Raw genomic sequence first — 24,497 nt, 5'->3', positions numbered from 1 at the left:
ACCCGAAAGACGCCGATCCCTTACGACTTCGAGGCCTACAAGGTCCGTAACACGATCGAGCGCTGTTTCAACAAGCTCAAGCACTTCAGACGCATCGCCACACGCTTCGACCGCCGCGCGGCCTACTTCCTAAGCTTCCTGCAACTCGCCGCCGCAATGCTGTGGATGCGATGAATGTCGATTCTGCCTAGAGCATCGAAATCCGGCGAAAGACGGCCCAAATGCTTCCGATTGCTTGACTTCGACGAGCAAAAAAGGCAGCAGGAGAGCCGGATAGGTGGTTTTTCCACCTTCCTGAGCATGAGGGGAACCATCAATCTCGGGCATGCGGGCCCGAAAAACCGGGGACTGGCAAAGGTTGATTAACCATCTTTGTCCATCTTTTGAATCAATCGGCAACATTAAGGCGGCGCAGGGGTGCGCCGGGGGTTCAACTCTTGCGACATCGGCTGTGGGCGCAGTCGAGATGAAAGCCGGTTGAGAGATTGGTTCATGGCGTTCGTGCGTAAAGAAAATCGGGGCGGTCGTCCCGCCGGCGGTTCGGGCCGAAAATTCCCGCTCTCTTCGACGATCATCCGTTGGGTGGCCGTTCCTGGCGCCGGTGTCGGCCTCTCGCTATGGCTCGTGGGCAGCATGGCAGGAGCCTTGTCGGCCACCAGTTCGCTTTCATCCAGTTCGGGCTTCATGCCCCGCGTGCCGCGCGAGATCGCAGCGAGCACGACCAACAAACCCGAAAAGGCCAAGCGGCTGATAGACGTCGCCCTTGCCGGACCGACCGGCGGCGCGCATTCGCACACCATCTCCGTCAGCGAGCGGTTCGAGACCGTGGCCGCAAGCGTCGCCTTGTCGCCGCAGAAGCTGGCCGCAGCGTTCTCCCGCGCAGGAATGCTGGTTGCCCGGCACGACGCCGCCCACGGAACGCAGCCGCTGAAAGAGCGCTTCGACGTCGCCGTTGCCAGTGCACCGCAACTTCCCGCATCTGACCGTTTCGGGCAGCGCTCGGAAACCGAGCGTTCGTCGCGCCTTGCGCTGGCTCTTGCCGGCGCCGCCAGCGTCGAACTCGCCTATGCGGCGGCAACGTCCTCGCCCTCTGCCGACACACCGTTCAGCAGCCTGTTCGTGACGCCTGAGGACGCATTGAGCGGAGACGGCGATACCGACGTGGCGGTCTTCGACGATCTGCCGGACACCATTCCGCTGCCGGGCCGACGGCCGCAGATTGACGACAGCCCGGCCGACAAGCCGCAACGCGGACCGTCTCGACGGCTGGCCAGGGAACAGGACAATTCCACCGCGCCGTCCGCGCCGAAGCCGGCCAAGCGCGACACCAGCAACATGCTCGCCTACGCCAAGCCCGACAATCCGCGCGAGAGCGGTGGCGGGCTGTTCGGCAACCTGTTCTCCAGATCTGCCCCGAAAGCGCGCGCCGGCGTGGCCGTCTACGATATTTCCGCGGCGACCGTGACGATGCCGGACGGCACCAGGCTGGAGGCGCATTCCGGCATTGGCCACATGGCCGACAACATCAAGTATGTCGACCAGAAGATGCGTGGGCCGACGCCACCGGGTACATACAAGCTCACCATACGCGAGTCGCTGTTCCACGGTGTCGAGGCGATCCGTCTTACCCCGACCGACGGCAGGAACCCCTACGGCCGCAACGGCCTTCTGGCCCATACGGAAATGCTGCGGGGCAGGCCCGAGCAGTCGAACGGCTGTGTCGCCTTCAAGGACTACAAGCGTTTCCTAAAGGCCTTCAAGCGCGGCAAGATCACGCGCATGATCGTGGTGCCGGGCAGAAGCCGGCACTCGCTGCCGGCCACCACGGTGGCCGACAACGGACGCGGTGCCTGAGGCAGAGGACTGGAGTGGCCGCAATCGCAGCATAGCCGCTCAATCCACCTTATTTTCTCCCTTTTCGCCGGCCTCGACGATGTCGCCGCTGGTGAAAAGGATTTCCTTGAGTTCGGAGCGCCAGTCCGGCTTTGCCCTCAGCAACCATTCGAGGTCCATGCCGAAATGCTTGAACTCCTCCTTCTGCGCGTTCTCCATGATGGCGCGGGCGGACTTGTCCTTCTCAAGCGAGATGCGCTGTTCGTACCAGCCGATCGCCTCCGCCTCCTCGATCAGCGACGTGACCATGCGGGCGAAGGTGCGGGTCTGCTGGGAAAGTTCTTCCGGCGGTTCATGATATTGTTCGGTGGGCATTTTTCCTCTCGGTTTGAAAAGATCGCCCACCAGAACGGCCACGACGCCAAGAAGTTGCGCCGCGAGGTATTTTCCTGTGATTCAGGATACGGCAAGCCGATGACAGGGCCACGCGGCCGCGCCTAATATCGACCGAGACCGAGGAAACGCGCATGGGTAAGGGACGGGTCGAAGCCTTCACCGACGGCGTGGTGGCGATCATCATCACCATCATGGTGCTGGAACTGAAGGTGCCGGAAGGGGACGACTTGTCCGCGCTGCTGCCGCAATGGCCACACTTCCTCAGCTATGTCCTGTCGTTCGTCAATGTCGGCATCTACTGGAACAACCTGCATAACATGTTCCACACCGTCCAGCGGGTGAACGGCCGGGTCCTGTGGGCCAATTTGAACCTTCTGTTCTGGCTTTCGCTGATGCCGGTGACGACCGCCTTCATGGGAGAGAACCATTTCGCGCCGGTTCCGGTGGCTGTCTATGGCGGCGACCTGATCCTGTGCGCGCTGGCCTACGGGATCCTGGTGGTGCAATTGCGCCGGCTGCATGGCCCCGAAACCGCCTTCGGCAGGGCCGTAGGACATGGCTGGAAGGAGATCGTCTCCCTGGCGGCCTATGCCGCGGGGATCATTCTGGCACTCACCGTCAACAAATGGATCGGCGTAGTGATCTATGCCGCGATGGCCGGGGCATGGTTCATTCCAGACAGGCGTTTCGAGCACGAATTGACCAGGCACGAGCCCGAAGGGCAATGATGCGACGCAAGTCTCCTGAAAGGAAGCATCGTTCGCAAGGTCAAATCACGCACAGAAGGCTGGCAGAGTGACATGAAGGATCGCGGTGCGCTTCAGGCGCGCATGTCCTTCAGCTTGTCCGCGACCGAGGCGGCAAGGTCCGCATAGCGTTCCTCCAGCCGTTCCGCCGCGGTGATGACGGGAAAGTCGTGCCCGACCTTCTCCAGTGCCATGCGCAGTTTCTCGACGAAATCGGCCTGAACCTCGAGCGCCGAGAACAGCGCCTTCACCTGCGGTTCGGTGATGTCGGGGTTTTCGAGCATGGCAGGCACCTCGCGCGCCATATGCTCGCCGGCCTCGGTCTGCTCACTCAGGATTGCAATCCAGTCAGTCATCGGGGAATGATGGGAACTCTTGCCTGCCGCGTCAACCGGCGCCCATGCCTCTGCCGTCCGGCGCGCGCGAACCGCGCCGTTGCCGGCGACCTTGCGACGGCATTCCCGATGTGATGACCGGCGCCACCGACCGGATCGAAAGAGGGCAGGCGCGCCACAGCATGCGACGGCGCTATGCCGGGACCCAAGGAGAGAAAATGCCGACCGACAATGAAATCGCCGATGCCCTGCCTGCGCTGTCAGCGGGCAACGTCGCCGTCGTCACGGGTGCTGCGAGCGGCATCGGCCTTGCCGCAGCCAAGCGGCTGGCGAATCTCGGCATGAAGGTCGTCCTGGCGGACCTGCCCGGCGACCGGCTGGAGGCCGCGGCGGATGCGCTCAGGGCCATCGGTCCTGCGACCCGCGGCAACGACAGCGTCATCGCCGCGGCGACGGACGTCTCGCGGTCCGAAGACATGGAACGCCTCGCGGGGATCGCTTTCGCGACGGGCGACGTGACCATACTGATGAACAATGCCGGCATCGAATACAACACCGGCAAGCCATGGGAGAACGGGAAGGGTTTTCGCGAGATACTGGACGTCAACTTCTGGGGCGTCGTGAACGGCGTGGAGGCTTTCGCGCCGCGGATGCTGAAGGCTGGCCGCACCGGGCTCATCGTCAACACCGGCTCCAAGCAAGGCATCACCACGCCGCCGGGCAACCTCGCCTACAACGTCTCGAAGTCGGCGCTGAAAACCTTTACCGAAGGTCTCCAGCACGCTTTGCGAAACGAGCAGGGCGCCAACCTGTCCGCCCATCTCCTCATTCCCGGCTTCACCTATACCGGGCTGACGCGCAACGCGACCGAGAAGCCGGCGGGCGCCTGGACGGGCGAACAGGTCGTGGACTTCATGCTTGCCGCGCTTATGCGCGGCGACTTCTATATCCTGTGTCCCGACAACGAGACCGACCGGCGGACGGACGAATTGCGCATGGCGTGGGCGATCGGCGACGTCATCGAAAACCGCCCTGCCCTGTCGCGCTGGCACCCGGATCACAAGGACGGCTTCACCGCCTTTCTGAAGGGCGGCAGCCAGGACTAACGCACGGCACCTCCTGCCTTCGCAGACGTGCGCCCGGATTTGGCAGGGGAGGACTTACGCGCATTGGCTGGCGCGGTTTTGCCAAAACTCTTTTTCAATTCCTGGGCAGCTTGCGCCTCAGCGTTCTGCCTGCCTTGCCTGCTCGCGCTTTCCATCGCGTGACGTTTTACGGCCTTCTCGCACTTGTCGCGGATTTCCTCGACCTCGGTCTCGGTCAGGTGCTCGATACCGATGAAATGATTCTGCGCCTCGGTGACGCGGATCAGTTCGTCGAGCTTTGCCTGCATGGCGGCGCCGTCGCGATTCTGCGTGTTCTGGATCAGGAACACCATCAGGAAGGTGACGATGGTGGTGCCTGTGTTGATGACGAGTTGCCAGGTGTCGGAAAAACCGAAGATCGGACCGCTGACGGCCCAGACCACCACCAGCGCGACACAGAGGATGAACGTCGTCGGCAGGCCGCTGCGATAGGCCACGCCGTTGGCGACATTGGTGAACGTCTTTTCGAACATGGATAAACCCTCAAAGGTCCGGAACAACTCGCGACGGGTGCCGGTGGTTCCCGGGGCCGTGAAGATGCAACCTGCCTAACGACTAGGTTGTATATAGGAATATATTCTACTTAAAGTGGATGTGAGACTATCCTTCTCGCAGGCAATTCCGCCTGCTCCTTCCGCCCAGTGCGGCACCTCCGGCCCCTTCCGCCTCGCCACCCCCGCACGGCGGAAGGGGTCTCACGGGAAGGCAGAGGGCATGAGGCGAGTTCCAAGGCTGTGGAGCAGGCTCCGATCCGCCTCCTTCGGCCCCACCCTGTTCGCGAATGGACTGCTCGCCGCCGTCGCCTTCTCCAGCGAGGCGCAGGCTGGTGTGGCGCAGACGGCAAAGATCACGGCCGCCGTCGAACGTCATTTCACCACCAACGCGCTGGACAGCGATCATGCGGTCTCCGACTGGTACACGCTGCTGCGCGGCTCGCTGCAGCGGGAGTGGGGAGATGCGGACGCGACTGTGACGCTGGGTGCGGAGGTCGAGGCGACACGCCACGATACAGTGCGCATCGAGGACGACCGGGCGCTCACCCTGTCGGCGCAGGCGTTCCGGCGGTTGCGGCCGGGGCTGGAACTGCGCGGCACGCTGACCTACCGCATCTCGAGCGAAGGCGACGATTTTGCCATCGGGCCGCTGACGCTCGGCACGCGCACGGCCAAGCAGGTGTTCGGCGCATCGGGCCAGGTCGGGATCGACCTCGGCGATGCGACGTCCCTGATCCTTGAGGTCGGCGACAGCTTCGAGATGATCGGCAACAGCCATTTCAAGCCGGCCCTGCTTTCGCCGGTGCAACTCGACGCCGACCGCAATCGCCTTCAGGCCGGCTTCCGGCTGGCTCGCGCGCTCGGCCGGTTCACCATCGGCGCGTCCGGCTCCGCCTTGCTCGTCTCTGTGCAGCAGCTCGGCTCTCCGCCGGTGGCTGTCGGGTTCCAGCGCTATTCGCTGCGCGGCGAGTTCGCCTGGACCGGCGCCGACGGGTCAAGCGCGGGCGTGGCGGCGGGCGCGGAATTCCTGCGGGCTACAGACGGGCTTTACGGTGCCATCCGCCCAGCCTGGCAGATCGCCTTCAAGAAGGCGCTGCCGCGGAATTTCGAACTGCGCGGCACGTATTGTGGCCGTTTCGAGGATATCGACAGCGACGACCCGCTGGCGTCCTGGCTGCAACGCGCCGAGCTGGAGGCCGGCTGGAAGGCCGGTGCGAAGCTGGCGCTGTCGGCCGGCCTGTTCTGGCAGGACAAGCGCAACCTCCTGTTCGAGAACACGGAACGCAGCCACGGCGTCTATGCCGAAGCGGCGTACCGGTTGACGCCGTCGACGCAGGCCGTGCTGCGCCTCGACGCGTCGAGAACCTTCAAGTCCGTTCTGGAAACGCGGGAGGATACGATCGACGTGTTCCTGGGCTGGCGCGCCAGCCTTTGAACGGCTGGCGGGTCCGGCACAGTAGGCCGGACCGACTTCATGGTCGAAGGCAGGAGGGTTCAAGGCCCTCCTGCCCTGCTTCGGGCCGTGAGGTCCGAAAGCTTACCTCAGTGCCGGCGCAGCTTGTAGCTGCGGTTGCCCTGGGTCACGACATTGGTGACGCTGCCGAGAATCCCGCTCAGCACGTTGGTCGTGTTGCCGTTGAGGATACCCGAGACGTTGTTGCCGCTCAGGATGGCGTTGCCGCTGAGCACGCCGTTCAGGACGCCGATGTTGCCGAGCCCGATGGAGGGCGAGACGTTGATCAGCCCGCCCGAGGCGCCGACGTTACCGCCGTGACGGCCGAAACCGCCAGCCTGGGCACCCGCCGCCGAAAAGGAAACGGCAGCGATGGCAAGTGCAAGTGCGAACTTCTTCATGACTTCTCTCCTTGGTTGCAGAAATCCTTTCGCTTTCCTGCAAGCACCTCCGAGAAGAAGGATACGGAACACTTTCGATTAATCAATCACTGGTTGCCGTATTTCGTCAATACAACCTGTTTTCCCTTTTTTAACGCTAATCTTTTACCTTAAGCGGATTGGTTAGCGCACCGGATCCGGGCCAGTCGAAGCAACGGCCTCCCAGCGGTCGAGAAACGCCTCGATCGTCATGGACTGCATGTCGGGAACGGCCCTAGCGATCGTCTCGGGCGGCCAATTCCACCAGGCCAGAGCCTCGATGCGCGCGGCAGTCTCCGGAGCGAAGCGGCGACGCAAGGGTTTGGCCGGAACGCCCGCGACGACGGTGAAGGCCGGAACGTCGCGGCGCACCACAGCGTTGGCGCCGATCACCGCGCCGTTGCCGACGGTCACGCCGGGCAGGATCACCGCGCCGTGGCCGATCCACACGTCATGGCCGATCGTCACCGGCCTGCCTCGGCGCCGTTCCAGAAAGCCGGCATCGACGCCGATGCCCCGGAAATATTCGTTCGGACGATACCCGACCTTGTGCGTGGTGAGGCGTTCCAATGGATGCTCCAGCGCGTTGATGCGCGTGTTGGCGGCGATGGAGCAGAACCTGCCGATAGAGGCATAGGCCGCCTCGGAATGGCGCTCGAAATAGGAAAAGTCGCCGACGCTGACCTCGCGCAGGATGACACGCTCGGCAATCGAGGCATAGCGCCCCAACCGGCAGGATTTCAGCTCGGCCGTCGGGTGGATGCGCGGTTCGGAGTCCCTGAGCAGGAGATGCGGGTCCATGGCCGGCTTTACGACGGCACCGACCCGCCCGCAAGATAGCCATCCTTAACCGGCGATGCAGCGGCGGCTACTTCGGCTTGCCCTTTTCCCACACGACGTTCTGGCCGTAGAGCGGGACTGTGGAGAGCGCCATCTTGGCGGAGCCGTCCTGCACCTGACGCGAATGCGAGAGATAGATCAGCGTGTCGTTGGCCTTATCGTAGATGCGGTTCACCACCTGCTTTTTCCAGATCAGGCTGATGCCCTGCTTGAAGACCTCCTCACCCTCTTCCGACATGTCGATGTCGTGGATGGTGATCGGGCCGGTCTGGTTGCAGGAAATGGCCGAATCGGACGGATCCTCGAACCAGTTGCCTTTCTTCAGGCGGTCCACGACCGAGCGATCGAAATAGGAGACGTGGCAGGTCACGCCTTCGACCTTGGGATCCTTGATGGCCTCCACGACGATGTCGTTGCCGATCCAGTCGACCCCGACCTTGCCGACCTCCTGAGCCACAGCCGCGCCGGCGGCGCCTGCGAGGCCCAGGGCAAAAGCGGTTGCCGCGGCGATGCGCGCCACGGCAGAGATTTCAGCATAACGAGGCATGTGCGCTCCGGGAATGAAACAATGCCGGCATGAAGTGGGAGACCTCGCCGTCTTTTGCAAGGTGATGCGGCATCAGCGCGCTTTGCGCGGCCCATCGCGAGCCTGTAAGATGCGCCCATGATGGTTCCGTCCCCATATCGACCTTGCGGTTCGCGCCGGCGGCGCGACTGACGGCTTCTGCGAATTCCATTCACGGACATTTCCTCATGATGCGCTCCATTCTCGTCGGCATTCTGGTCCTGATGGCAGCCGGCATCGGCTGGCTGACCTTCGACTGGTATCGCGGCCACTATGGAGGCGAGGCTTTCGGCGCTGCCTTCACGCTGGAAGACCAGAAGGGCCAGCCGATCACCGAGGCAGCGTTCCGCGGCCACCCGAGCACGGTGTTTTTCGGCTTCACCCATTGCCCGGAAGTATGCCCGACCACGCTTTTCGAGCTTTCCGGCTGGCTGAAGACGCTCGGCGACGACGGCAAGGACATCCATTCCTATTTCGTCTCGATCGATCCCGCGCGCGACACGCCGGAGGTCATGAACACCTATATCAGCAACTTCTCCGACCGGATCGTCGGCATCACCGGTACTCCCGACAAGGTGTATGCGATGGCCAAGGCCTTCGGAATCTACTGGAAGAAGGTCGATACCGGCGATGGCGACTACACGATGGACCACACCGCTTCGGTCCTGCTTCTCGACAAGAAGGGCGAGTTCGCCGGCACGATCGCCTATGGCGAGAGCGCCGATGCCGCCGTCGCCAAGCTCAAGCGGCTTGCCTCGAAAGGCTGAGGGCGTCCATGGACAAGGTTGGGGAGCAGGTTCGTCTCCATTTCACAGCTTCCAAGGCGGAAGCCGACCGGATCTTTCCAGCGCTGGAAGCGGTCTTCGAAGAGGACGGCCTTCCGCTGGCAGTCCTGGAACTCGACGAGGAGCGCGACATCCACGAAGTGTCCGTCTACGCGATGGACGATGCCGAGGACGTCGAGAACCGTATCCGCGACGTGCTTGCGGGTCTGTCGCTGCCGCGCGCGGTCGAGCGCGAAATCCTGCCCGACATCGACTGGGTGTCGCTGTCGCTCGAAGGGCTGAAGCCGGTGCGCGCCGGCGGATTCTTCGTTCATGGCGCGCATGATCGCGACAAGGTGGAGCCGGGCGACATCGCGATCGAAATCGAAGCCGGGCTTGCCTTCGGAACGGGCCACCACGGCACCACGGCCGGATGCCTGGAAATGATCGCCGAGGTGGTTGAGCAGGAAAAGCCGGCCGACGCGCTCGATCTCGGCACCGGCAGCGCCGTGCTCGCCATCGCGCTGGCGAAGCTGGCGCGAATCCCCGTTCTGGCGACGGACATCGATCCGGTCGCGACGGAGGTGGCGGCTGCCAACGTGCGCCTGAACGGTGTCGCCGACCTTGTCGAATGCGTCACCGCGACCGGCTTCGAACATCCGGCGTTCGACAGGGAGCCGTTCGGCCTAGTGGTCGCCAACATCCTCGCCGGCCCGCTGATCGAGCTTGCGCCGCAGATGCTGCGGCATCAGAAGCCCGGCGGATCGACCGTGCTGTCAGGCATCCTCGACCGGCAGGAGGAGGCCGTGCGCGCCGCCTATGCGGCGGCGGGCTTCCGGCATGTGGCCACGCTTCACCGCGACGGCTGGGTGACGCTCCACCTCAAGCGGTGAGAATGTTCAGAACCGCGCCGCGGCCGCCTTGCGCAGTTCGTCGCGGTTGTAGCCGTATTCCTTCAGCGCGTCGTCGCTCATGGTCAGCAGGAAGCGGCTGACGTGGCGGCCGGCCTCGCGCTGGCGCCCGGCGATGAGGTTGTCCAGGGCAGTCCTGAAAAATCCGTTGGAGGTCATGGGCTTGCTCCTTGCAGGCTTCGATCCGTCCTCCCGCGAAAAAGGTAAGCAATACTGACCTTGTAGTGAAGTGCAGAATGTGCATGGCGGCCATTCCCGATCGCATGTGCGGCGGCGACAGGCACACGCTGTTTGGACCAAGCAGGGCGGATTGTATCAGTCCGTCGCTGACGCTACGGTTCGCGCGATATTCGAGACGAGAAGCGACAACCCTATGTTCCAGACTTTCGATTCGGCAGGCGATCCCTCGGTCGGCAAACCGCGCGTCGCCAAGCTGCGCCAATGGCTGACGGGGCATAGATTGGACGGCTTCATCGTGCCGCGCGCCGACGAGCACCAGGGCGAATACGTGCCCGCCCGCGCCGCCCGGCTGAAATGGCTGACCGGCTTCTCCGGCTCGGCCGGGGTGGCGATCGTGCTGAAGGAGCGCGCCTTCGTCTTCGTCGACGGCCGCTACCAGTTGCAGGTGCGCCAGGAAACCGACCCGTCGGTCTTCACCGTCGAGAGCCTGATCGACAATCCGCCGGCCGTCTGGATGCGGGAAAATATCGGCAAGGGCGCGCGCATCGGCTTCGATCCCTGGCTGCATACGATCTCCGAGGTCAAGGCGCTCAAAGCCTCCGCCGACAAGGTCGGTGCCGAACTTGTCCCGGTCGAGGAAAACCCGATCGATGCGATCTGGAACGACCAGCCGGACGCGCCTATGGAGCCGGTGGAACTCCATCCGAACGCGCTGGCTGGCGAACTCGCCAAGGACAAGCTGGCGCGGCTGGCGGCGGCGATCGGGAAGGACGGCGCCACCCATGCCGTGCTGACCGACCCCTCCTCCATCGCCTGGGCCTTCAACATCCGCGGCAACGACGTGCCGCACACGCCGTTGGCGCTGGGCTTCGCGATCCTCGCGGCGGACGGCCGGCATCGTCTCTACATGGACAAGCGCAAGTTCTCGCGCACGGTCGAGGCCTATCTCACCCAGCTTGCGGATCTGCGCGAGCCGGGCGATTTCGAATCCGACCTGACGGCGCTCGCCAGGGACGGCGCGAAGATCGCGCTCGATCCGGCGCTGGCGGCGGAAAAGCTCAGGATGCTGGCCGCAGACAACGGCGGCAGCGTCGTCGAGGCCGCCGACCCGGCGCGCATCCCGCGTGCGACCAAGAACAAGGCCGAGATCGCCGGGAGCCGTGCCGCGCACCGGCGCGACGGCGCCGCGGTCGCCAGGCTGCTTTGCTGGCTCGACCGCCAGCCGCCCGGCTCGCTCGACGAGATCGCCGTGGTGACGAGGCTGGAGGAAAGCCGTCGCCGGACCGGCGAGGAAACGCAGATGCCCCTGCGCGACGTCTCCTTCGACACCATCTCCGGCGCCGGCCCGAACGGCGCCATCATGCACTACCGGGTCTCGCGCGCCACCAGCCGCAAGCTGAACGAAGGCGAACTGTTCCTGCTCGATTCCGGCGCCCAGTACCAGGACGGCACCACCGACATCACCCGCACCATGCCGGTCGGCCAGCCAAGTGAAGAGATGCGCGAGCGCTATACGCTGGTGCTGAAGGGCCTGATCGGCATTTCGAGGCTGCGCTTCCCCGCCGGCACGCGCGGCTCGGAGATCGACGCGATCGCCCGCATGGCGCTGTGGAGGCACGGGCTGGATTTTGCGCACGGCACCGGCCACGGCGTCGGCTCCTACCTTGCCGTGCATGAGGGACCGCAGCGCATCGCCCGCAGCGGGACGGAGAAACTGCTGGAAGGCATGATGCTCTCCAACGAGCCGGGCTACTACAAGGAGGGCGCTTACGGCATCCGGCTGGAGAACCTGATCCTGGTGACACCGGCCGAGCAGATCGAGGGCGGTGACATCGCCATGCACGACTTCGAGACGCTGACACTGGCGCCGTTCGACCGGCGCATGATCAAGACCCACATGCTCGACCGCGACGAGTTGCATTGGCTCGACCGCTACCATGCCTGGGTGTTGGCCGAGATCGGACCGATGCTGGACGGCGAGACGTTGGCGTGGTTGGAAAAAGCCTGCGCGCCCTTCCCGCAGGAGGAGAAGGGGTGAGTTGTCGTTTAAGTGCGTCGTGCGAGGCTGCGCGCGCATCGTGCCCATTATCCCGGTCAAGGGAGTCCCCGGGTCCAGCCTTTGGCTGGCCCGAGGACAGGCTCCGCGACTGCGAGCCGGGATCCAGTCCGTGACCTCGGATATGTTCCGGAATGGATCCCGGACATTGTTTTCTCGCTTTGCTCGAAAGCCAATTCCGGGATGACGGCGCTGCGCATGATGCGCGTCCAGGACGCGCGTCCCGAAAATCACCCCATGAACTGCCGTGCCACGATCAGCACCACGGCACCCGCCAGGAACATGGCCATCAGCCCGCCGCGCAGGGCGACCAGCGCGGCGACCGCGATGGCCAGCCATTCGGCCGGGCCGGCGTGGAGCATTTCCGGCGCGACGAGCGTGGTGAGCACCGCCGCCGGCACGGCGTTCAGCCCGGCTTCGACGCGCGGGTGGATGCGCTCGAAACGCGACATGACGAGATGGCCGCCGATGCGCGTCAGGTAGGTCGCGACCGCCGCCGCCAGGATGATCCAGATCGTCGTGCTCATGGCTCCTGCCTCGTGGAAGGTCGGATCGGCATGAAGGCGGCGAACAGCACGCCGGCCAGCGCGCCGATGGAGACGTGCCAGGGGGAGCCGACGAATTTGTAGGCGACGATTGAGGCGACGGCGCTCGCCGCCACGACCGGCAGCCAGAGCGGCCGCTTGCGGAAGCCCATGACGAGGCCGAGGAAATAGATCGGCAGCAGGAAATCGACGCCGAGCGCCTGCGTATCCGGGATCATGCGGCCGAAGAAAGCGCCGAGCCCGGACAGCGCGGTCCACGACAGATAGACCGGCAGGGCCGCGCCCATATAGAAGGAGAAAGAGACCTTGCGCCCGCTCTCCACCTTCCGCTCCGCGATCGCATATTGCGGATCGGTGAGGATGAAATAGGCGAGGGCCTGCTGGAGGAGCGGCCAATGCGCGAGATGGCGGCCGATCGCCGCCGAATAGAGAACGTGGCGGAAATTGACGGCGAAGATCGACAGCACGATCAGCCACGGCGCGACATGCTGGCCGAACAGTTCGATGCCGACCATCTGGCTGGCGCCGCCGAACACGGCGGCACTCATCAGGAATGCCTCGAAGACGGAAAAGCCGTTGTCCACGGCGAGCGCGCCGAACAGCACCGCGAAGGGGCCGGAGGCGACCATAACAGGGACGCTGAGACGTGCGCCCTCCCAGAAATCGCTCGCCGTCCGCAGGCGTTCGGCGATTGTCGAGGACGACATGGGATTCCTTCCGGTTGGGAGCGCCGTATGTAGGAGGCGGCCATGCCGATGTCACACGAATTCGCTTGAGCCAAGCGATCAGCGGAAATGATGCGATAGAGCAGCGGGCGTTCTGGCGACCGCAGTTCCGCTGCTCCAGTCTGTTTTTCCTGGCCGCATTCGTGCAGGCGCCAGACGTCTCCGGCTGGTTGCAGAATGCTATCGTGCAGGCGTCCCTGCCTCGATCGCCCTGCCCCAGTCGAGCAGCGGCTTGGCGCGCAGGGCGAAGTCGAGCAGTTCGTCAGCCAATGCGGGGTGATGGATCGCGGCCGGATCGATCTCGTGACGCACGACGAAATGGCGATTGCGCACAGTCGCCGCGAGATCAGGTTCCGCAACGGCCTCGAAGCCGCGCGGCGCGCGCTTCAACCGCCCTTCCGCGCCGATCCGCAGGCCGTTCTTCTCGAGCCTGGACACCATCGAGCGGAACGCCTTCGGCTTCTCGGCGATCGCCGTGCGCATGGCCAGAAGCAGCGCCGGCGCCGGCTGCCACCAGGCGACCGCCGCAAAGCAGCGCTCGGTGCCGATGTGGACGAAGAAGACGCCCTGCTCCATCTTGGTGCCGTCGGGCGACAGGATGGCCGAGACATGGTCCGTATACGGGCGCTTGTCCTTGGAGAAGCGCACGTCGCGGTTGATGCGGAACTGCGATTTCTTCCGGTCGCCTTTCAACTTCAGCCCGGCCGCCGCGAAGCGCTCGCTCAGCACATCGACCAGGTCACCCAGCGGCTCGCGCAGTTCCTGCTCGAACAGGTCGCGGTTTTCCTGGAACCATTCGCGGCTCTGGTGGAAATTCAGCGCCTTGAGGAAGGGTATGGCCTTCTCGCCGAAGCCGTTGAACGCGGCCATGTCAGCCGTCCCTGGCGACCAGCGCGAACCAGCCATCCTCGTCGATCACCTCGACGCCTAGGTCCGTCGCCTGCTTGAGCTTGGAGCCCGCTCCCGGCCCGGCCACGACCAGGTCGGTCTTTTTCGAGACGGAGCCCGCGACCTTGGCGCCAAGCCTCTCGGCCATCGCCTTGGCCTCGTCGCGCGACATCTTCTCCAGTGCCCCGGTGAACACGACGGTCTTGCCGGCAACCGGAGAAGAGACGTCGCCGACGGGCTCCTCGTCGCGCACGTTCACTTCCTTGAGGAGGTCGTCCACGACCTTGCGGTTGTGCTCTTCGGCGAAGAAATCCACCGCTGCCTCGGCGACCACGCTGCCGATGCCGTTGATGCCGTTCAGTTCCTGCCAGGCGGCGTTGCCGGGATCGCCCTTGCCTTCCGGCGCAACGGCGCTTTCGGCGGCAGCACGGAAGGATGCGAAGGACAGGAAATGGCGGGCGAAGCGCCTGGCGTTGGTCTCGCCGATATGGCGGATGCCGAGCGCGTAGAGGAAGCGCGAGAACTCGATGGCGCGGCGGTCGTCAATCGCTGCGAAGAGCTTGCGCACGGAAACGTCGCCGAAGCCGTCGATATTCTCCAGCTTGGTAAGCGAGCCGGCCTGACGGGCCTTCAGGGTGAAGATGTCGGCCGGCGACTGCACCCTCAGCGCCTCGTCCCCGGCCTGGAAGAAGAACTCGATCTGCTTTTCGCCCAGCCCCTCTATATCGAAAGCATTGCGGGACACGAAATGGCGCAGCCGCTCGACCGCCTGCGCCGGGCAGATCAGGCCGCCGGTGCAGCGCCGCACCGCCTCCCCTTCCTCGCGCACCGCATGGCTGCCGCAGGCGGGACAGACACGCGGGAATTCGTAAGGCACGGCGTCTGCCGGGCGCTTTTCCATGACCACGTCGAGGATTTGCGGGATGACATCGCCGGCGCGCTGGATGATGACGGTGTCGCCCACCCTGATGTCGCGGCCGTCACGGATCGGCTGGCCGTTGTTGCCGATGCCCTTGATGTAATCCTCGTTGTGTAGCGTGGCGTTGGTGACGACCACTCCTCCCACCGTCACCGGCTCCAGCCGCGCCACCGGCGTCAGCGCGCCGGTGCGGCCGACCTGGATATCGATGCCGTTCAGCACCGTCATCGCCTTTTCGGCGGCGAATTTATGCGCGGTGGCCCAGCGCGGGCTGCGCGAGCGGAAGCCCAGCCGCTGCTGAAGGTCGAGCCGGTCGACCTTGTAGACGACGCCGTCGATGTCATAGGGAATCTCGGCCCGTTCGGCCTCGATGGCGTGGTAGTGCTCGAGGATTTCCTCGACGGTGCGGCAGCGCACCATGCGGTCGTTGACGGGAAATCCCCAGTCGCCGAAGCGCCTGACCACGTCGTACTGGGTTTCGCCCAACGGCTCGCTGACCTCGCCCCAGGCATAGGCGAAGAAGCGCAGCGAGCGCGTGCGCGTGACTTCCGGGTCTTTCTGGCGCAGGCTGCCCGCCGCGCCGTTGCGCGGATTGGCGATGGCCTGCCCCGTCTCCGACAGCCGCTTCTGCAGGGCGAAGAAGTCATCGCGGCGCATATAGACCTCGCCGCGCACCTCGACCACGTCGGGCGCATCCGCGGGCAGGCTTTCGGGAATTTCCTTTATTGTACGGATGTTTGCCGTGACATTCTCACCCGTCGTGCCGTCGCCGCGCGTCGCCGCCGTCACCAGCCTGCGGTTCTCGTAGCGCAGCGACATGGAAAGGCCATCGATCTTGGGTTCGGCGGTGAAGACGATCTCCCTGTCGGCCGGAAAGGCCAAGAACCTGCGCACGCTGGCAACGAAGTCGCGCACGTCCTCGTCGGAGAAGACGTTGTCGAGCGACAACATCGGCACAGCATGGACCACCTTGCCGAAGGTGCCGGAAGGCGCTGTGCCGACCTTGCGCGAGGGCGAATCCTCACGCACCAGTTCAGGAAAACGGGCCTCGATGGCGGCGTTGCGCTGGCGCAGCGCATCGTACTCAGCGTCCGAGACCGTCGGCGCGTCCTCGGCATAGTAGCGCCGGTCGTGCTCGCCGATCTCACCGGCAAGCCGCGCAAGTTCAGTCTCCGCCTCTTCGAGTGTCAGGGAATCGACGGGTTTGTCGGTTGTCGGCATGAATGGTTCCGCATGTGGATCGGCACGGACTATGGCCGCAGGCAGGGCGAAGGTTCAAGTACCTGGAGAGAACCCCTGCCAGCCCCTGCCAAACATAGCTAGCGGAACTCGAAGATCGACCTGAAAATTCCAGGTGCGATGACCGACAGCGGGTTGACGGTGAGCACTGGATTGTCGGTGCTGCCCCTCAACCGGTAGGTGACGCCGATCAGGCCGCCGTCGCGGCCGTTGCCCAGCAAGGCGCCGACGATCGGCAACTGACCGAATATGCGATTGAGGCCGTAGATCGGCATGAAGGTGCCGGTCACGTCCATGTCGTTGTTGCGGTCATACAGCGTGCCCTGGAAGGTCGTGCCGATCGATGGACCGCGCACGATGCCGTTGGCCAGGTTCAGATAGCCGTCGCCCTTTTCGATCTCGGCAAAAGCGCGGTCGAACGGTACGCGCGACGTGTCGATCTTGCCCTTGACCGCCTGGTTGAGGCTGCGGCTGTCGCCGGCCGGCGTCGTGGAGACGATGGAGGCCAGTTTCGGCTCGTCAACGACCATGAAGTTGCGGGCATCGAGGCTGCCGTGCAAGGGACCGTTCCCCTGGCTCGACAGGGCAAGGGTCATCGCCCCGCCCTGCATGTGCTCGTAGACATCGAGGAAGCGGAGCACAGCCCCGGCGTCGGACGACTTCATCGACAGCGAGCGCTTCCCGCCGGCGGATGTGTCCGCGATGGTTATCGCCGCGCCCGAGCGGGCGGTCGCGCTTGCCTGCAAGCCGCCGGCCCGGCTTCCTCCCACGGCATAGTCCAGTTTCAGATCACTCAACTGCTCGTCGTGGAAGCCTGTCAGCGATTTGACGTCGGCGTCGACGGAAACGGAGCCCGACCCGGCGGCCTTCTCGGCCGTGTCGGAATCGGACGTGAATTGCTTGATCAGCGAGCGCGCGTCGAGCGCATCGCCGCGGATCGTCACCGCGTAGTTCTTCGAAGAGCGTTTCACGGTGACGGAGACATCGTCGCCCCGGTTGAGCCGGACCTTGTCGAAGGTCGCCGAGGCCAGATCGTCACCATCAAGCAGAACACGGCCCTCGATGCCGAAGCTTTTGCCGCTCAGATCGAAATGCGACAGGGTCTTCGCCGTGCCGTCGCCGGTCATGATGAAACTGACATCGGCGGGAACGCCGGCTCCCTTGCTCCATCCGGCCCAGGGAATCGTCAGCCTGGCGTTCGTCAGATCGGCCGAAACGGCCTGGCTGCCGTCGTCGTTGCGATCCACCGCAACCTTGATGGTGCCGGACAAAAGCGTCGAGAGGCCCGGCATGAAGGCATCGCGCGTCTTGTCATCGATGATGAGCGAGACCTTGCGGCTGCGCGACAGGCCATCCTGGCGCAGCGGCTCAACCAGATTGACTTCGGCCGGAATGCCGTTGAGCTTGCCGGTGGCGGAAATCACCGCCTTCGCCGGATCGACGGTGATGTTGCCATCCGCTGCCGTCACCGTCTGGCCATCGAAGGGCTTGGCAAGCGACAGGTCCTTGTAGTCGAGCGCCACGAGCCAGCTCAGGCTGTCCTTGTCGGCACCGGACTCAAGAGGAATATCCGCCTTGACGTTGCCCGTGACCGTCCCGGAAAGGTCGCTCGGCATGATGCCGACATGGCTCATGGCATCGATCGGCTCATAGGAGGCGAGTTCCGCGATCGCCGGCGCCTCGCCCGCCACGTCGATGTCCAGCGAGCCGATGACAGGATGGACCTTCACGTCGTCCACGGTCAGGCTGCCGTCGCTGGCCGCCACGGTGCGCCCGCTCGGCAGAAAGACCGTCCCGGAAGACAGGGTGATCCTGACATTGGTGCCGTGGAACTCGACGGCCCCGTCGGCGTCCCGCACCGGCGGGATACGGCCAGCCGTGTCGAAGCGCGTATTCTCGATCTCGAAGCGGCCGGACACCTCTTCGTCCGGCGGCTGATCCTCGCCGGTTTCCGCGTCCTGCGGCGTCTTGCTGAAGCTGACGTTGCCGTTGAGGACCCGCCCGCCGAAGAGATTGTTCAGAACCCAATGGCGCGCGCCTTTCGCGGAAAACCAGGGCCACAGCTGCTTGACCTGCGAAACAGGCATATCGTGAACGCCGAAAGCCACGGACAGGCCCGGCTTCTTGCCGGGCGCGAAAGCGACGATGACGCTGCCGCGCACTTCGCCGGTCGGCCCGGCGCGCAAAGCGATCGTATCGGCCACCAGCTTTCTGCTGACCGTCTGGTACGTTCCTGCCACGCGCGCCAGGAACGGAAGCGCAGGCTCCGGCGAATCCCCCGGCGCCAGGGTGGAACCGTCGCTCACAAGGTCATAGCGATAGGACGGCTCCCGGTCGCCGGCATCGCGCGGCTTGGGGCCGAGCGATCCCTCGAAATCGAACATCGAACGGCCGCTCCTGATCTGGACGCGGTCGAGCGACAGCTTGTTCGCGCCGGCCGTGAGCGTCGCCGAAACATCCGCGTCGAGCGGAACGACGCCGTCGTCCTCCAGGTCGAGCGCCGCGTCGGCAATCGAGACGCTGGCTGAAAGGCGCGAAGGGGCCGGGCCTTGGCCTTCGGCGCCTGTCAGATGAACGGCGAGCCGACCCAGGCTGCCGGCCGCCGCCGCGTCCTTGCCCGACGGCGGGGTCGCCATCGCGATATCGGCCTCGAGCGCGCCGATACGGCCGCCGCCGTCGCGGGAGGCTGCTGCTGTGACGGTCAATCCGAGGCCGTCAATGTCGGCATCCAACGACAGTTCAATCGCCTCGGGGCCGGTCTCGGCAAGGCGGCCGTTAGCGATATGCAGCAACTTGACGTCGCCTGTTTCGGGCAGGACGATATCCACGTTGCGCAGACCGACGCGGCGCACGGAATCGGTCCGCACGGCATCGAGCGCCTGGCGAAGACCGCCGAAGACCGCCGCCAAAACCTTGTCCGGATCGATCAGCCCTTGCGCATTGCGCAAGGAGGCGCTCCAGTCACCAGTCCCGGACGGAAAGTCGGCGGCGACGATGCGTGCATCGACGATTCTGGCGCTGGTCAGGCGCACGTCTCCGGACAGGAGCGGAATCAGGCGAACACCGAACCGCATCGACCCGGCCTCGACCATCGGCCGGCCGGCCGCTGTCCTGACGCTGACGTCGCTGACGCGAAGGGCGAGGAAACTCCCGCCGTCGAGTGTCAGGCGGGCAGGCCCGAGAGCAACGGAGACATCGACGCCGGCCATCCGCTCGATGGCTCGCTCGGCGATGCTTCTGAGGCGTTCCGAACCGATACCCGACGCGCCGATGAGGTAGACGGAACCGGCGAGGACGGCCAGCAGCAGCGCAAAGACGGCCACCAGACGAAACAGGATGCGCCGGCCGCGCCGGAGCCGCGCCTTTCCCAGAGGCGGCACGACGCAGGCCGATGGCATCGCGCTCAGATCAGCGATTTCGTCGCGCCTGAACTTGATCTTTTCGTGCGGCTGCTCCTGATCCACCCGTTTTCCGTTCGAACTCGATCATGGCGAATCCCTGCCAGACCCTATATCGGTAGCGCCTGCGGCGTAACCTCAAACAGGAGGCCGGATATGGCTGATCCCGACGCGAGCGGCACTCTCGACGCAGGCGACATGGCGCCCGATTTCGACCTTCCCCGCGACGGCGGAGGCACGATCAGCCTCGCAAGCCTGCGCGGCAGGCCGGTCGTGCTCTATTTCTACCCGCAGGACGACACGACGGGCTGCACCAGCGAGGCCATCGCCTTCTCGCACCTGCTGCCAGACTTCGAAAAGGCCGGAGCCGCCGTGATAGGCCTGTCGCCAGATAGCGCGAAGAAACACGACAAATTCAAGGCGAAACATGGGCTTACGGTCAGTCTTGCGGCTGACGAGGAGCGCAAGGCGATCGAGACCTACCATTTGTGGGTGGAAAAGCAGATGTATGGCCGGCGCTACATGGGCGTCGAGCGTTCGACGTTCCTCATCGATCCCGACGGTCGCATCGCCCGCATCTGGCGTAAGGTGCGGGTGAAAGGACACGCCGAAGAGGTCCTCGAGGCGGTGCGCGCCCTCGCGAAGGAACGGTCCGCGGGAAACTGAGCGGCGCGGCGCGTCCTCTCCTCCACATCCTTAACCGTCAGCCTCGTCCGACAAGGCTTTGTTAACCCTAACGATGTGTAATCGCATCGGGTGTGGCAAACGAAAGCTTGGTGTCGTGAACGTAACCGGCCAGTCAGCGGTATTCGGCAGACGCAAGGAACCTCATACAGTCATCATCGCCAGGGGCAACGAGATCCGGCACTTCACGGTCCGCCCGTGGATGGCTGCGTTCATGGGTTCGGCAATGGCCGCTGTGGCGGTAGGCTACCTGCTCGCGACGTCCTACCTGGTGCTGCGCGACGACCTGATCGGTGCCGCCACCGCGCAGCAGGCGCGCATGCAGCAGGCTTACGAGGACAGGATCTCGGCGCTGCGCGCTCAGGTCGATCGCATCACCAGTCGCCAGCTTCTCGACCAGCAGCTCGTCGAAACCAAGGTGAGCGAATTGCTGCAGCGTCAGGCCCAGCTCACGCAACGGCACGGCCGCCTCGGCACGATCATCGAACGGGCCGAAGCCGACGTGCATGCCGACGCCCTGCCCGACAGCGCGCCGATGCCGCAACAACGGCCCGACGAGCGCGCCGAGATCGGGGCCGGAGCCGACCTGCCGGTGCAACAGGCGTCGCTGGCCGGCCTCGGCTTGTCCGACATGCAACCGTTCTCTCTGTGGTCGACGCGCGACAGGACCCTTTCGGGCGAAACGACGGCGGACAAGGCCGACAAGATATTCGTCTCGATCAACAAATCGCTGCATACGATCGAGAACGAGCAACTGACGCGCGTTTCCAGACTGGCCGACGCGGCCTACCAGAACGCCGACGCGATCGCGGAAGCGCTGCAGGTCGCCGGCCTGCCGGTGGACAAGGATTTCGGCAAAGACGAAAGCGACGTCGGCGGCCCGCTGATCCCGCTGGACAAGGCGACCATGTTCGACTCCAAGGTCAAGGACCTGGACGAGGCGCTGGACATGCTCGACCAGGTCAAGCAGGAGGCGCGGCGGTTGCCGCTCGCCAACCCGGCGCCGGGCCATACGGTCACCAGTCCGTTCGGTGTCCGCACGGACCCGATCCTGGGATCGGCCGCGTTTCATTCGGGGATGGATTTCCGCGCGCCGGTCGGCATGGCGGCAAGGGTGACGGCTCCAGGCAAGGTGGTCCGCGCCGGCTGGGCCGGCGGCTATGGCCGCATGGTCGAGGTGGATCACGGAAACGGATTCTCCACCCGCTACGGCCACCTCAGCAAGATCCTCGCCAAGGTCGGCCAGACGGTCGCGGCAGGCGACGAGATCGGCGAGACCGGATCGAGCGGACGCTCCACGGGCCCTCACCTGCATTATGAAGTGCGCCACAACGGCGAGCCGGTGAACCCGCTTCGTTTCCTGAAGGTCGGCAGGCAGGTGGCGAAGCTGCTTTAGGAACGCCGGCGGCAGTCCGCCGCGGCGTGCGCCTCAATATCCCGACGGGGCTTCCAGTCCTTCATCAACCAGGAGCAAGACAGCGCTTCACCGGCTGGCAATTGAGACGCGGCCTATCCATCCGGAAAATGGTGGGCGATGAGAGACTCGAACTCCCGACATCCTCGGTGTAAACGAGGCGCTCTACCAACTGAGCTAATCGCCCGCCGGGGCGGACTTTTAGGCATTCCGCGGCCTCTGCGCAAGACCGAACACGGCGCCTGGGCGGCGTTGGCGATCTTTCGCTCACGCAGGCAGGAGATCGTATCTTCGCCCCTCTTCAGGCAGCCTCGCAGGCCGGAAGAAACGCCGGCCCGGCTTTTTAACAATAGGCGTTGCGGGCCGCTTGACACCCAGCGGTGAACCCCTTATCCACCGCCCCACGACGCAGGCGGTTCGCCGCATGCGCCGCAAGCGCGGGTGTAGCTCAGTCGGTTAGAGTGCCGGCCTGTCACGCCGGAGGTCGCGGGTTCGAGCCCCGTCACTCGCGCCATTTTTCAATAGCTTAGCGTATTACTGTTCTCAAAAAGTCTGAACGCCAGACCGGCAATTCAAACTTTTGGCATGGTTTGTTCTATGCGCCGCTCTCTCTCCCAACGCATCGTCAACATCGCCCTGCCGGTCGTGCTGCTCTATATGGTCGGCTACGCGATCTGGTCGATCATTCGACCTTGGACGGGCTACTGACCCCGAGGCGCCCTCGCATATGGCCCGCTGGTCGGCGCCGGATTATGCAGAATGAAGTTGAAATCCCTCTCCCTGCGCCCCGCTTCCCGGCATCTCTGGCAATAGAAATGCGGTCGCAGGTCCCTGTCCAGACAGCCGTGATCCGGCCCGAACCGCTCTATCAGCCTGTCCGTGTCAAGCATGGTGTGCTTGTGGCAGACGTTGCAGTTCAGGGAGATGGTGTCTCCCGTCTGCTTGATCTTGCCGAGCGTATCGAGGGAGAAGGGGTAGGTGGTCCCGTTCCCCTCGATCATTTCTCACTCCAGACCGGCCGTCGCGTGAGGACGATCCCGGTGAGGCGCCTGATTTTCATGCCCTGCATTTCCTCGGCCGACGGCGAGATGCACCGGACGTCCATGTTGCCGTGATCCTTTCCGGCCTCGCACCGCATCTTGTGCATGAGGTCGTCAACCTCGACGTCGCCCCATATCTCCATCAGATCGACGGGGTGGTAGTAGGCAACCCGTTTGCAGTAGGCGCAGCGAACACGCACGATGGTGCGGTTCCGCTCGGCCATCCTGAGCGTATAGGCGTTCCTGTCCTTGGGCCAATATGGTTCCGGCATCCCCTATGAAAGAGGACTGATTTCCTATTTCGTCAAGGGGTCGCTTGACTCTTTTGTTCTCATTTCGTTCACTGGAGGAAAGGAGCCACAAACATGCCCCTCCCCCAATCTGAAATTGACGAAATCAAAGCTGCGGTGCTGCGCGAAGAAAAGCAGATCGAGGACATCGCTATCAAAATCTGCGACATGCTAAGGCCTCTTACCGATGTCAGCCAGAAGCAGGCGCTTTGCCTTGCAAATGCCATATGGATTTCAGCGATGGACGAGGAGCACGCATTCGCTCTTTCGGACCACATGCGCGGCGAGACTGACGGCTATATGATGAGGCTTTTCGGGCTCAAGAAACCGAACTAGGCTTTTGGCCATGTGCAACCTCTACAACGTCACCACGAATCGAGAGGCGATCATCGCCTTGACGCGCGCCATGCGGGATGTGTCCGGCTTCAATGAGCCGAGCCGGGACGTGTACCCTGGCACGCTGGCGCCCGTCGTGCGCGTCGGGACCGATGGTGAGCGCGAGGTCGCTCCTATGACCTGGGGAATGCCCTCCCCTCCGGCCTACGTGAAGAACTACGACCCCGGAGTGACGAACCTGAGGAATGTGGCATCGCCGCACTGGCGGCGCTGGCTGGGGCCATCAAGTCGCTGCGTCGTCCCCTTCACCAGCTTCGCCGAACCGGACCCCGCCAGCAAGGTCGAGGGCGGCAGGACGCCGAACGCCTGGTTTGCGCGTAACGAGAGCCGGCCGCTGATGGCCTTTGCCGGCGTCTGGACACCGTGGAAGGGCGTGAAGAAGGTTCGCGACGGGGAAAGGGAGTTCGAGCTCTACGGCTTTCTGACTACGACGCCGAACGCAGTGGTTGCGCCGATCCATCAGAAGGCTATGCCGGCAATTCTGACGACGGCCGAGGAGATCGACCTTTGGCTCACAGCACCGTGGGAAGAAGCGAAAGCGCTGCAACGACCATTGCCGGATGACGCGCTGATCGTGGTAGACCCGCCGGCGAAACCGCAGGAAGAAGCAGCGCAGGGATCATTGCTATGAACGACGAACCGACCAGCCTTCCGGAAGGATTTGCGCCTTCATCCGCGCCGACAGGCATCTACGAGCATCGGTGCGAGCATGACGGATGCAGTGCATGGGCCGGGTGGGGTTTCAGCCGCCGCAAAGATGAACCGGCGCGCTGGTTCTGCGGCGAGCATCGAGGCGACGGCGAGCGGTATCTCTGACCGGAA

26 protein-coding genes and 2 tRNA genes are annotated in these 24,497 nt (G+C 64.3%); 13 read left to right on the top strand and 15 right to left on the bottom strand.

Translation table 11 applies throughout. The annotated features are described in order from the left end of the window. Window positions 1–633 precede the first annotated feature (633 nt). Entirely contained in the window at window positions 634–1,854 is a 1,221-nt protein-coding gene (locus ABMA46_RS10425) for a DUF2778 domain-containing protein (RefSeq protein WP_348999268.1), read from the top strand. A 39-nt stretch (window positions 1,855–1,893) separates the two neighbouring features. Here ABMA46_RS10425 and ABMA46_RS10420 read toward each other — a convergent pair whose 3' ends face one another. Continuing rightward, a complete protein-coding gene (locus ABMA46_RS10420) occupies window positions 1,894–2,208 on the bottom strand; it encodes a ferritin family protein (RefSeq protein ID WP_348999267.1) in 315 nt (104 codons plus the stop codon). A gap of 152 nt (window positions 2,209–2,360) precedes the next feature. On the opposite strand from ABMA46_RS10420, the gene ABMA46_RS10415 reads away from it, so the two are divergent. Then, the gene (locus ABMA46_RS10415) at window positions 2,361–2,957 is read left to right on the top strand and encodes a TMEM175 family protein (protein WP_348999266.1); all 597 of its coding nucleotides are present in this window, start codon (window positions 2,361–2,363) and stop codon (window positions 2,955–2,957) included. Between the two features lie 92 nt (window positions 2,958–3,049). On the opposite strand, the gene ABMA46_RS10410 is transcribed toward ABMA46_RS10415, so the two are convergent. Then, on the bottom strand, window positions 3,050–3,331 hold the full coding sequence (locus tag ABMA46_RS10410) for a hypothetical protein (protein WP_348999265.1): 282 nt from the start codon (window positions 3,329–3,331) through the stop codon (window positions 3,050–3,052). A 197-nt stretch (window positions 3,332–3,528) separates the two neighbouring features. On the opposite strand from ABMA46_RS10410, the gene ABMA46_RS10405 reads away from it, so the two are divergent. Then, entirely contained in the window at window positions 3,529–4,416 is an 888-nt protein-coding gene (locus tag ABMA46_RS10405; protein ID WP_348999264.1) for an SDR family NAD(P)-dependent oxidoreductase, read from the top strand. Here the strand turns inward: ABMA46_RS10405 and ABMA46_RS10400 are convergent. Then, complete coding sequence (locus ABMA46_RS10400) at window positions 4,413–4,928, bottom strand: low affinity iron permease family protein (protein ID WP_348999263.1); 516 nt, start codon at window positions 4,926–4,928, stop codon at window positions 4,413–4,415. The two genes, ABMA46_RS10405 and ABMA46_RS10400, sit on opposite strands and share 4 nt — an antisense overlap. A 241-nt stretch (window positions 4,929–5,169) precedes the next feature. Between ABMA46_RS10400 and ABMA46_RS10395 the strand changes: the two genes are divergently transcribed. Continuing rightward, on the top strand, window positions 5,170–6,384 hold the full coding sequence (locus tag ABMA46_RS10395) for a hypothetical protein (RefSeq protein WP_348999262.1): 1,215 nt from the start codon (window positions 5,170–5,172) through the stop codon (window positions 6,382–6,384). A gap of 107 nt (window positions 6,385–6,491) precedes the next feature. Here the strand turns inward: ABMA46_RS10395 and ABMA46_RS10390 are convergent, their stop codons facing one another. From ABMA46_RS10390 to ABMA46_RS10375, 4 genes are all read right to left on the bottom strand, one after another. Then, complete coding sequence (locus tag ABMA46_RS10390) at window positions 6,492–6,803, bottom strand: hypothetical protein (protein ID WP_348999261.1); 312 nt, start codon at window positions 6,801–6,803, stop codon at window positions 6,492–6,494. Between the two features lie 162 nt (window positions 6,804–6,965). Continuing rightward, entirely contained in the window at window positions 6,966–7,622 is a 657-nt protein-coding gene (locus tag ABMA46_RS10385) for a DapH/DapD/GlmU-related protein (RefSeq protein WP_348999260.1), read from the bottom strand. 67 nt (window positions 7,623–7,689) lie between these two features. Then, a complete protein-coding gene (locus ABMA46_RS10380) occupies window positions 7,690–8,208 on the bottom strand; it encodes a CreA family protein (RefSeq protein ID WP_348999259.1) in 519 nt (172 codons plus the stop codon). After that, window positions 8,192–8,398: a hypothetical protein gene (locus ABMA46_RS10375; protein WP_348999258.1), complete on the bottom strand. Its 207-nt coding sequence runs from the start codon at window positions 8,396–8,398 to the stop codon at window positions 8,192–8,194. The genes ABMA46_RS10380 and ABMA46_RS10375 overlap by 17 nt, the downstream gene beginning before the upstream one ends. 16 nt (window positions 8,399–8,414) lie before the next feature. On the opposite strand from ABMA46_RS10375, the gene ABMA46_RS10370 reads away from it, so the two are divergent. Continuing rightward, the gene (locus ABMA46_RS10370) at window positions 8,415–8,993 is read left to right on the top strand and encodes an SCO family protein (protein WP_348999257.1); all 579 of its coding nucleotides are present in this window, start codon (window positions 8,415–8,417) and stop codon (window positions 8,991–8,993) included. An 8-nt stretch (window positions 8,994–9,001) separates the two neighbouring features. Continuing rightward, on the top strand, window positions 9,002–9,883 hold the full coding sequence (locus ABMA46_RS10365; RefSeq protein WP_348999256.1) for a 50S ribosomal protein L11 methyltransferase: 882 nt from the start codon (window positions 9,002–9,004) through the stop codon (window positions 9,881–9,883). A gap of 6 nt (window positions 9,884–9,889) precedes the next feature. On the opposite strand, the gene ABMA46_RS10360 is transcribed toward ABMA46_RS10365, so the two are convergent. Further along, the gene (locus ABMA46_RS10360; protein ID WP_348999255.1) at window positions 9,890–10,060 is read right to left on the bottom strand and encodes a hypothetical protein; all 171 of its coding nucleotides are present in this window, start codon (window positions 10,058–10,060) and stop codon (window positions 9,890–9,892) included. 214 nt (window positions 10,061–10,274) lie between these two features. Here ABMA46_RS10360 and ABMA46_RS10355 point away from each other — a divergent pair, with 214 nt between their 5' ends. Continuing rightward, window positions 10,275–12,119 (top strand): aminopeptidase P family protein, encoded by a 1,845-nt coding sequence (locus ABMA46_RS10355; protein WP_348999254.1) that lies wholly within the window; start codon window positions 10,275–10,277, stop codon window positions 12,117–12,119. Window positions 12,120–12,367: 248 nt separating this feature from the next. Here ABMA46_RS10355 and ABMA46_RS10350 read toward each other — a convergent pair whose 3' ends face one another. From ABMA46_RS10350 to ABMA46_RS10330, 5 genes are all read right to left on the bottom strand, one after another. Beyond that, on the bottom strand, window positions 12,368–12,664 hold the full coding sequence (locus ABMA46_RS10350; protein WP_348999253.1) for an AzlD family protein: 297 nt from the start codon (window positions 12,662–12,664) through the stop codon (window positions 12,368–12,370). Continuing rightward, window positions 12,661–13,389, bottom strand: coding sequence for an AzlC family ABC transporter permease (locus tag ABMA46_RS10345; RefSeq protein WP_348999252.1), 729 nt, complete (start codon window positions 13,387–13,389; stop codon window positions 12,661–12,663). Before ABMA46_RS10345 ends, ABMA46_RS10350 begins: the two co-directional genes overlap by 4 nt. A 198-nt stretch (window positions 13,390–13,587) precedes the next feature. Next, window positions 13,588–14,277 (bottom strand): DUF2461 domain-containing protein, encoded by a 690-nt coding sequence (locus ABMA46_RS10340; RefSeq protein ID WP_348999251.1) that lies wholly within the window; start codon window positions 14,275–14,277, stop codon window positions 13,588–13,590. 1 nt (window position 14,278) lies between these two features. After that, window positions 14,279–16,435 (bottom strand): NAD-dependent DNA ligase LigA, encoded by a 2,157-nt coding sequence (gene ligA, locus ABMA46_RS10335; protein ID WP_348999250.1) that lies wholly within the window; start codon window positions 16,433–16,435, stop codon window positions 14,279–14,281. 98 nt (window positions 16,436–16,533) lie between these two features. Beyond that, window positions 16,534–19,917, bottom strand: coding sequence for a YhdP family protein (locus ABMA46_RS10330; protein WP_348999249.1), 3,384 nt, complete (start codon window positions 19,915–19,917; stop codon window positions 16,534–16,536). 90 nt (window positions 19,918–20,007) lie between these two features. Here ABMA46_RS10330 and ABMA46_RS10325 point away from each other — a divergent pair, with 90 nt between their 5' ends. Both ABMA46_RS10325 and ABMA46_RS10320 read left to right on the top strand, forming a co-directional pair. Then, window positions 20,008–20,517 (top strand): peroxiredoxin, encoded by a 510-nt coding sequence (locus ABMA46_RS10325; RefSeq protein ID WP_348999248.1) that lies wholly within the window; start codon window positions 20,008–20,010, stop codon window positions 20,515–20,517. Between the two features lie 115 nt (window positions 20,518–20,632). Continuing rightward, complete coding sequence (locus tag ABMA46_RS10320) at window positions 20,633–21,931, top strand: M23 family metallopeptidase (RefSeq protein WP_348999247.1); 1,299 nt, start codon at window positions 20,633–20,635, stop codon at window positions 21,929–21,931. Between the two features lie 129 nt (window positions 21,932–22,060). Here ABMA46_RS10320 and ABMA46_RS10315 read toward each other — a convergent pair. Further along, window positions 22,061–22,136, bottom strand: a tRNA-Val gene (locus tag ABMA46_RS10315). A gap of 250 nt (window positions 22,137–22,386) precedes the next feature. On the opposite strand from ABMA46_RS10315, the gene ABMA46_RS10310 reads away from it, so the two are divergent. Next, window positions 22,387–22,463: transfer RNA gene (locus tag ABMA46_RS10310), tRNA-Asp, on the top strand. 483 nt (window positions 22,464–22,946) lie between these two features. On the opposite strand, the gene ABMA46_RS10305 is transcribed toward ABMA46_RS10310, so the two are convergent. Beyond that, on the bottom strand, window positions 22,947–23,261 hold the full coding sequence (locus ABMA46_RS10305; RefSeq protein WP_348999246.1) for a hypothetical protein: 315 nt from the start codon (window positions 23,259–23,261) through the stop codon (window positions 22,947–22,949). A gap of 93 nt (window positions 23,262–23,354) precedes the next feature. Here ABMA46_RS10305 and ABMA46_RS10300 point away from each other — a divergent pair, with 93 nt between their 5' ends. The 3 genes from ABMA46_RS10300 to ABMA46_RS10290 are packed head-to-tail and all read left to right on the top strand — an operon-like array spanning window position 23,355 to window position 24,491. Further along, a complete protein-coding gene (locus ABMA46_RS10300; RefSeq protein WP_348999245.1) occupies window positions 23,355–23,615 on the top strand; it encodes a hypothetical protein in 261 nt (86 codons plus the stop codon). 10 nt (window positions 23,616–23,625) lie between these two features. Then, complete coding sequence (locus ABMA46_RS10295) at window positions 23,626–24,306, top strand: SOS response-associated peptidase (protein ID WP_348999244.1); 681 nt, start codon at window positions 23,626–23,628, stop codon at window positions 24,304–24,306. After that, complete coding sequence (locus ABMA46_RS10290) at window positions 24,303–24,491, top strand: hypothetical protein (protein WP_348999243.1); 189 nt, start codon at window positions 24,303–24,305, stop codon at window positions 24,489–24,491. Before ABMA46_RS10295 ends, ABMA46_RS10290 begins: the two co-directional genes overlap by 4 nt. Window positions 24,492–24,497: the final 6 nt, after the last annotated feature.

The organism is Mesorhizobium hunchu, assembly GCF_040081975.1.
Classification (GTDB): Bacteria; Pseudomonadota; Alphaproteobacteria; order Rhizobiales; family Rhizobiaceae; genus Mesorhizobium; species Mesorhizobium hunchu.
Note: the sequence above shows the minus strand (reverse complement) of the source record. Positions and strands in the feature narration are given on the sequence as shown.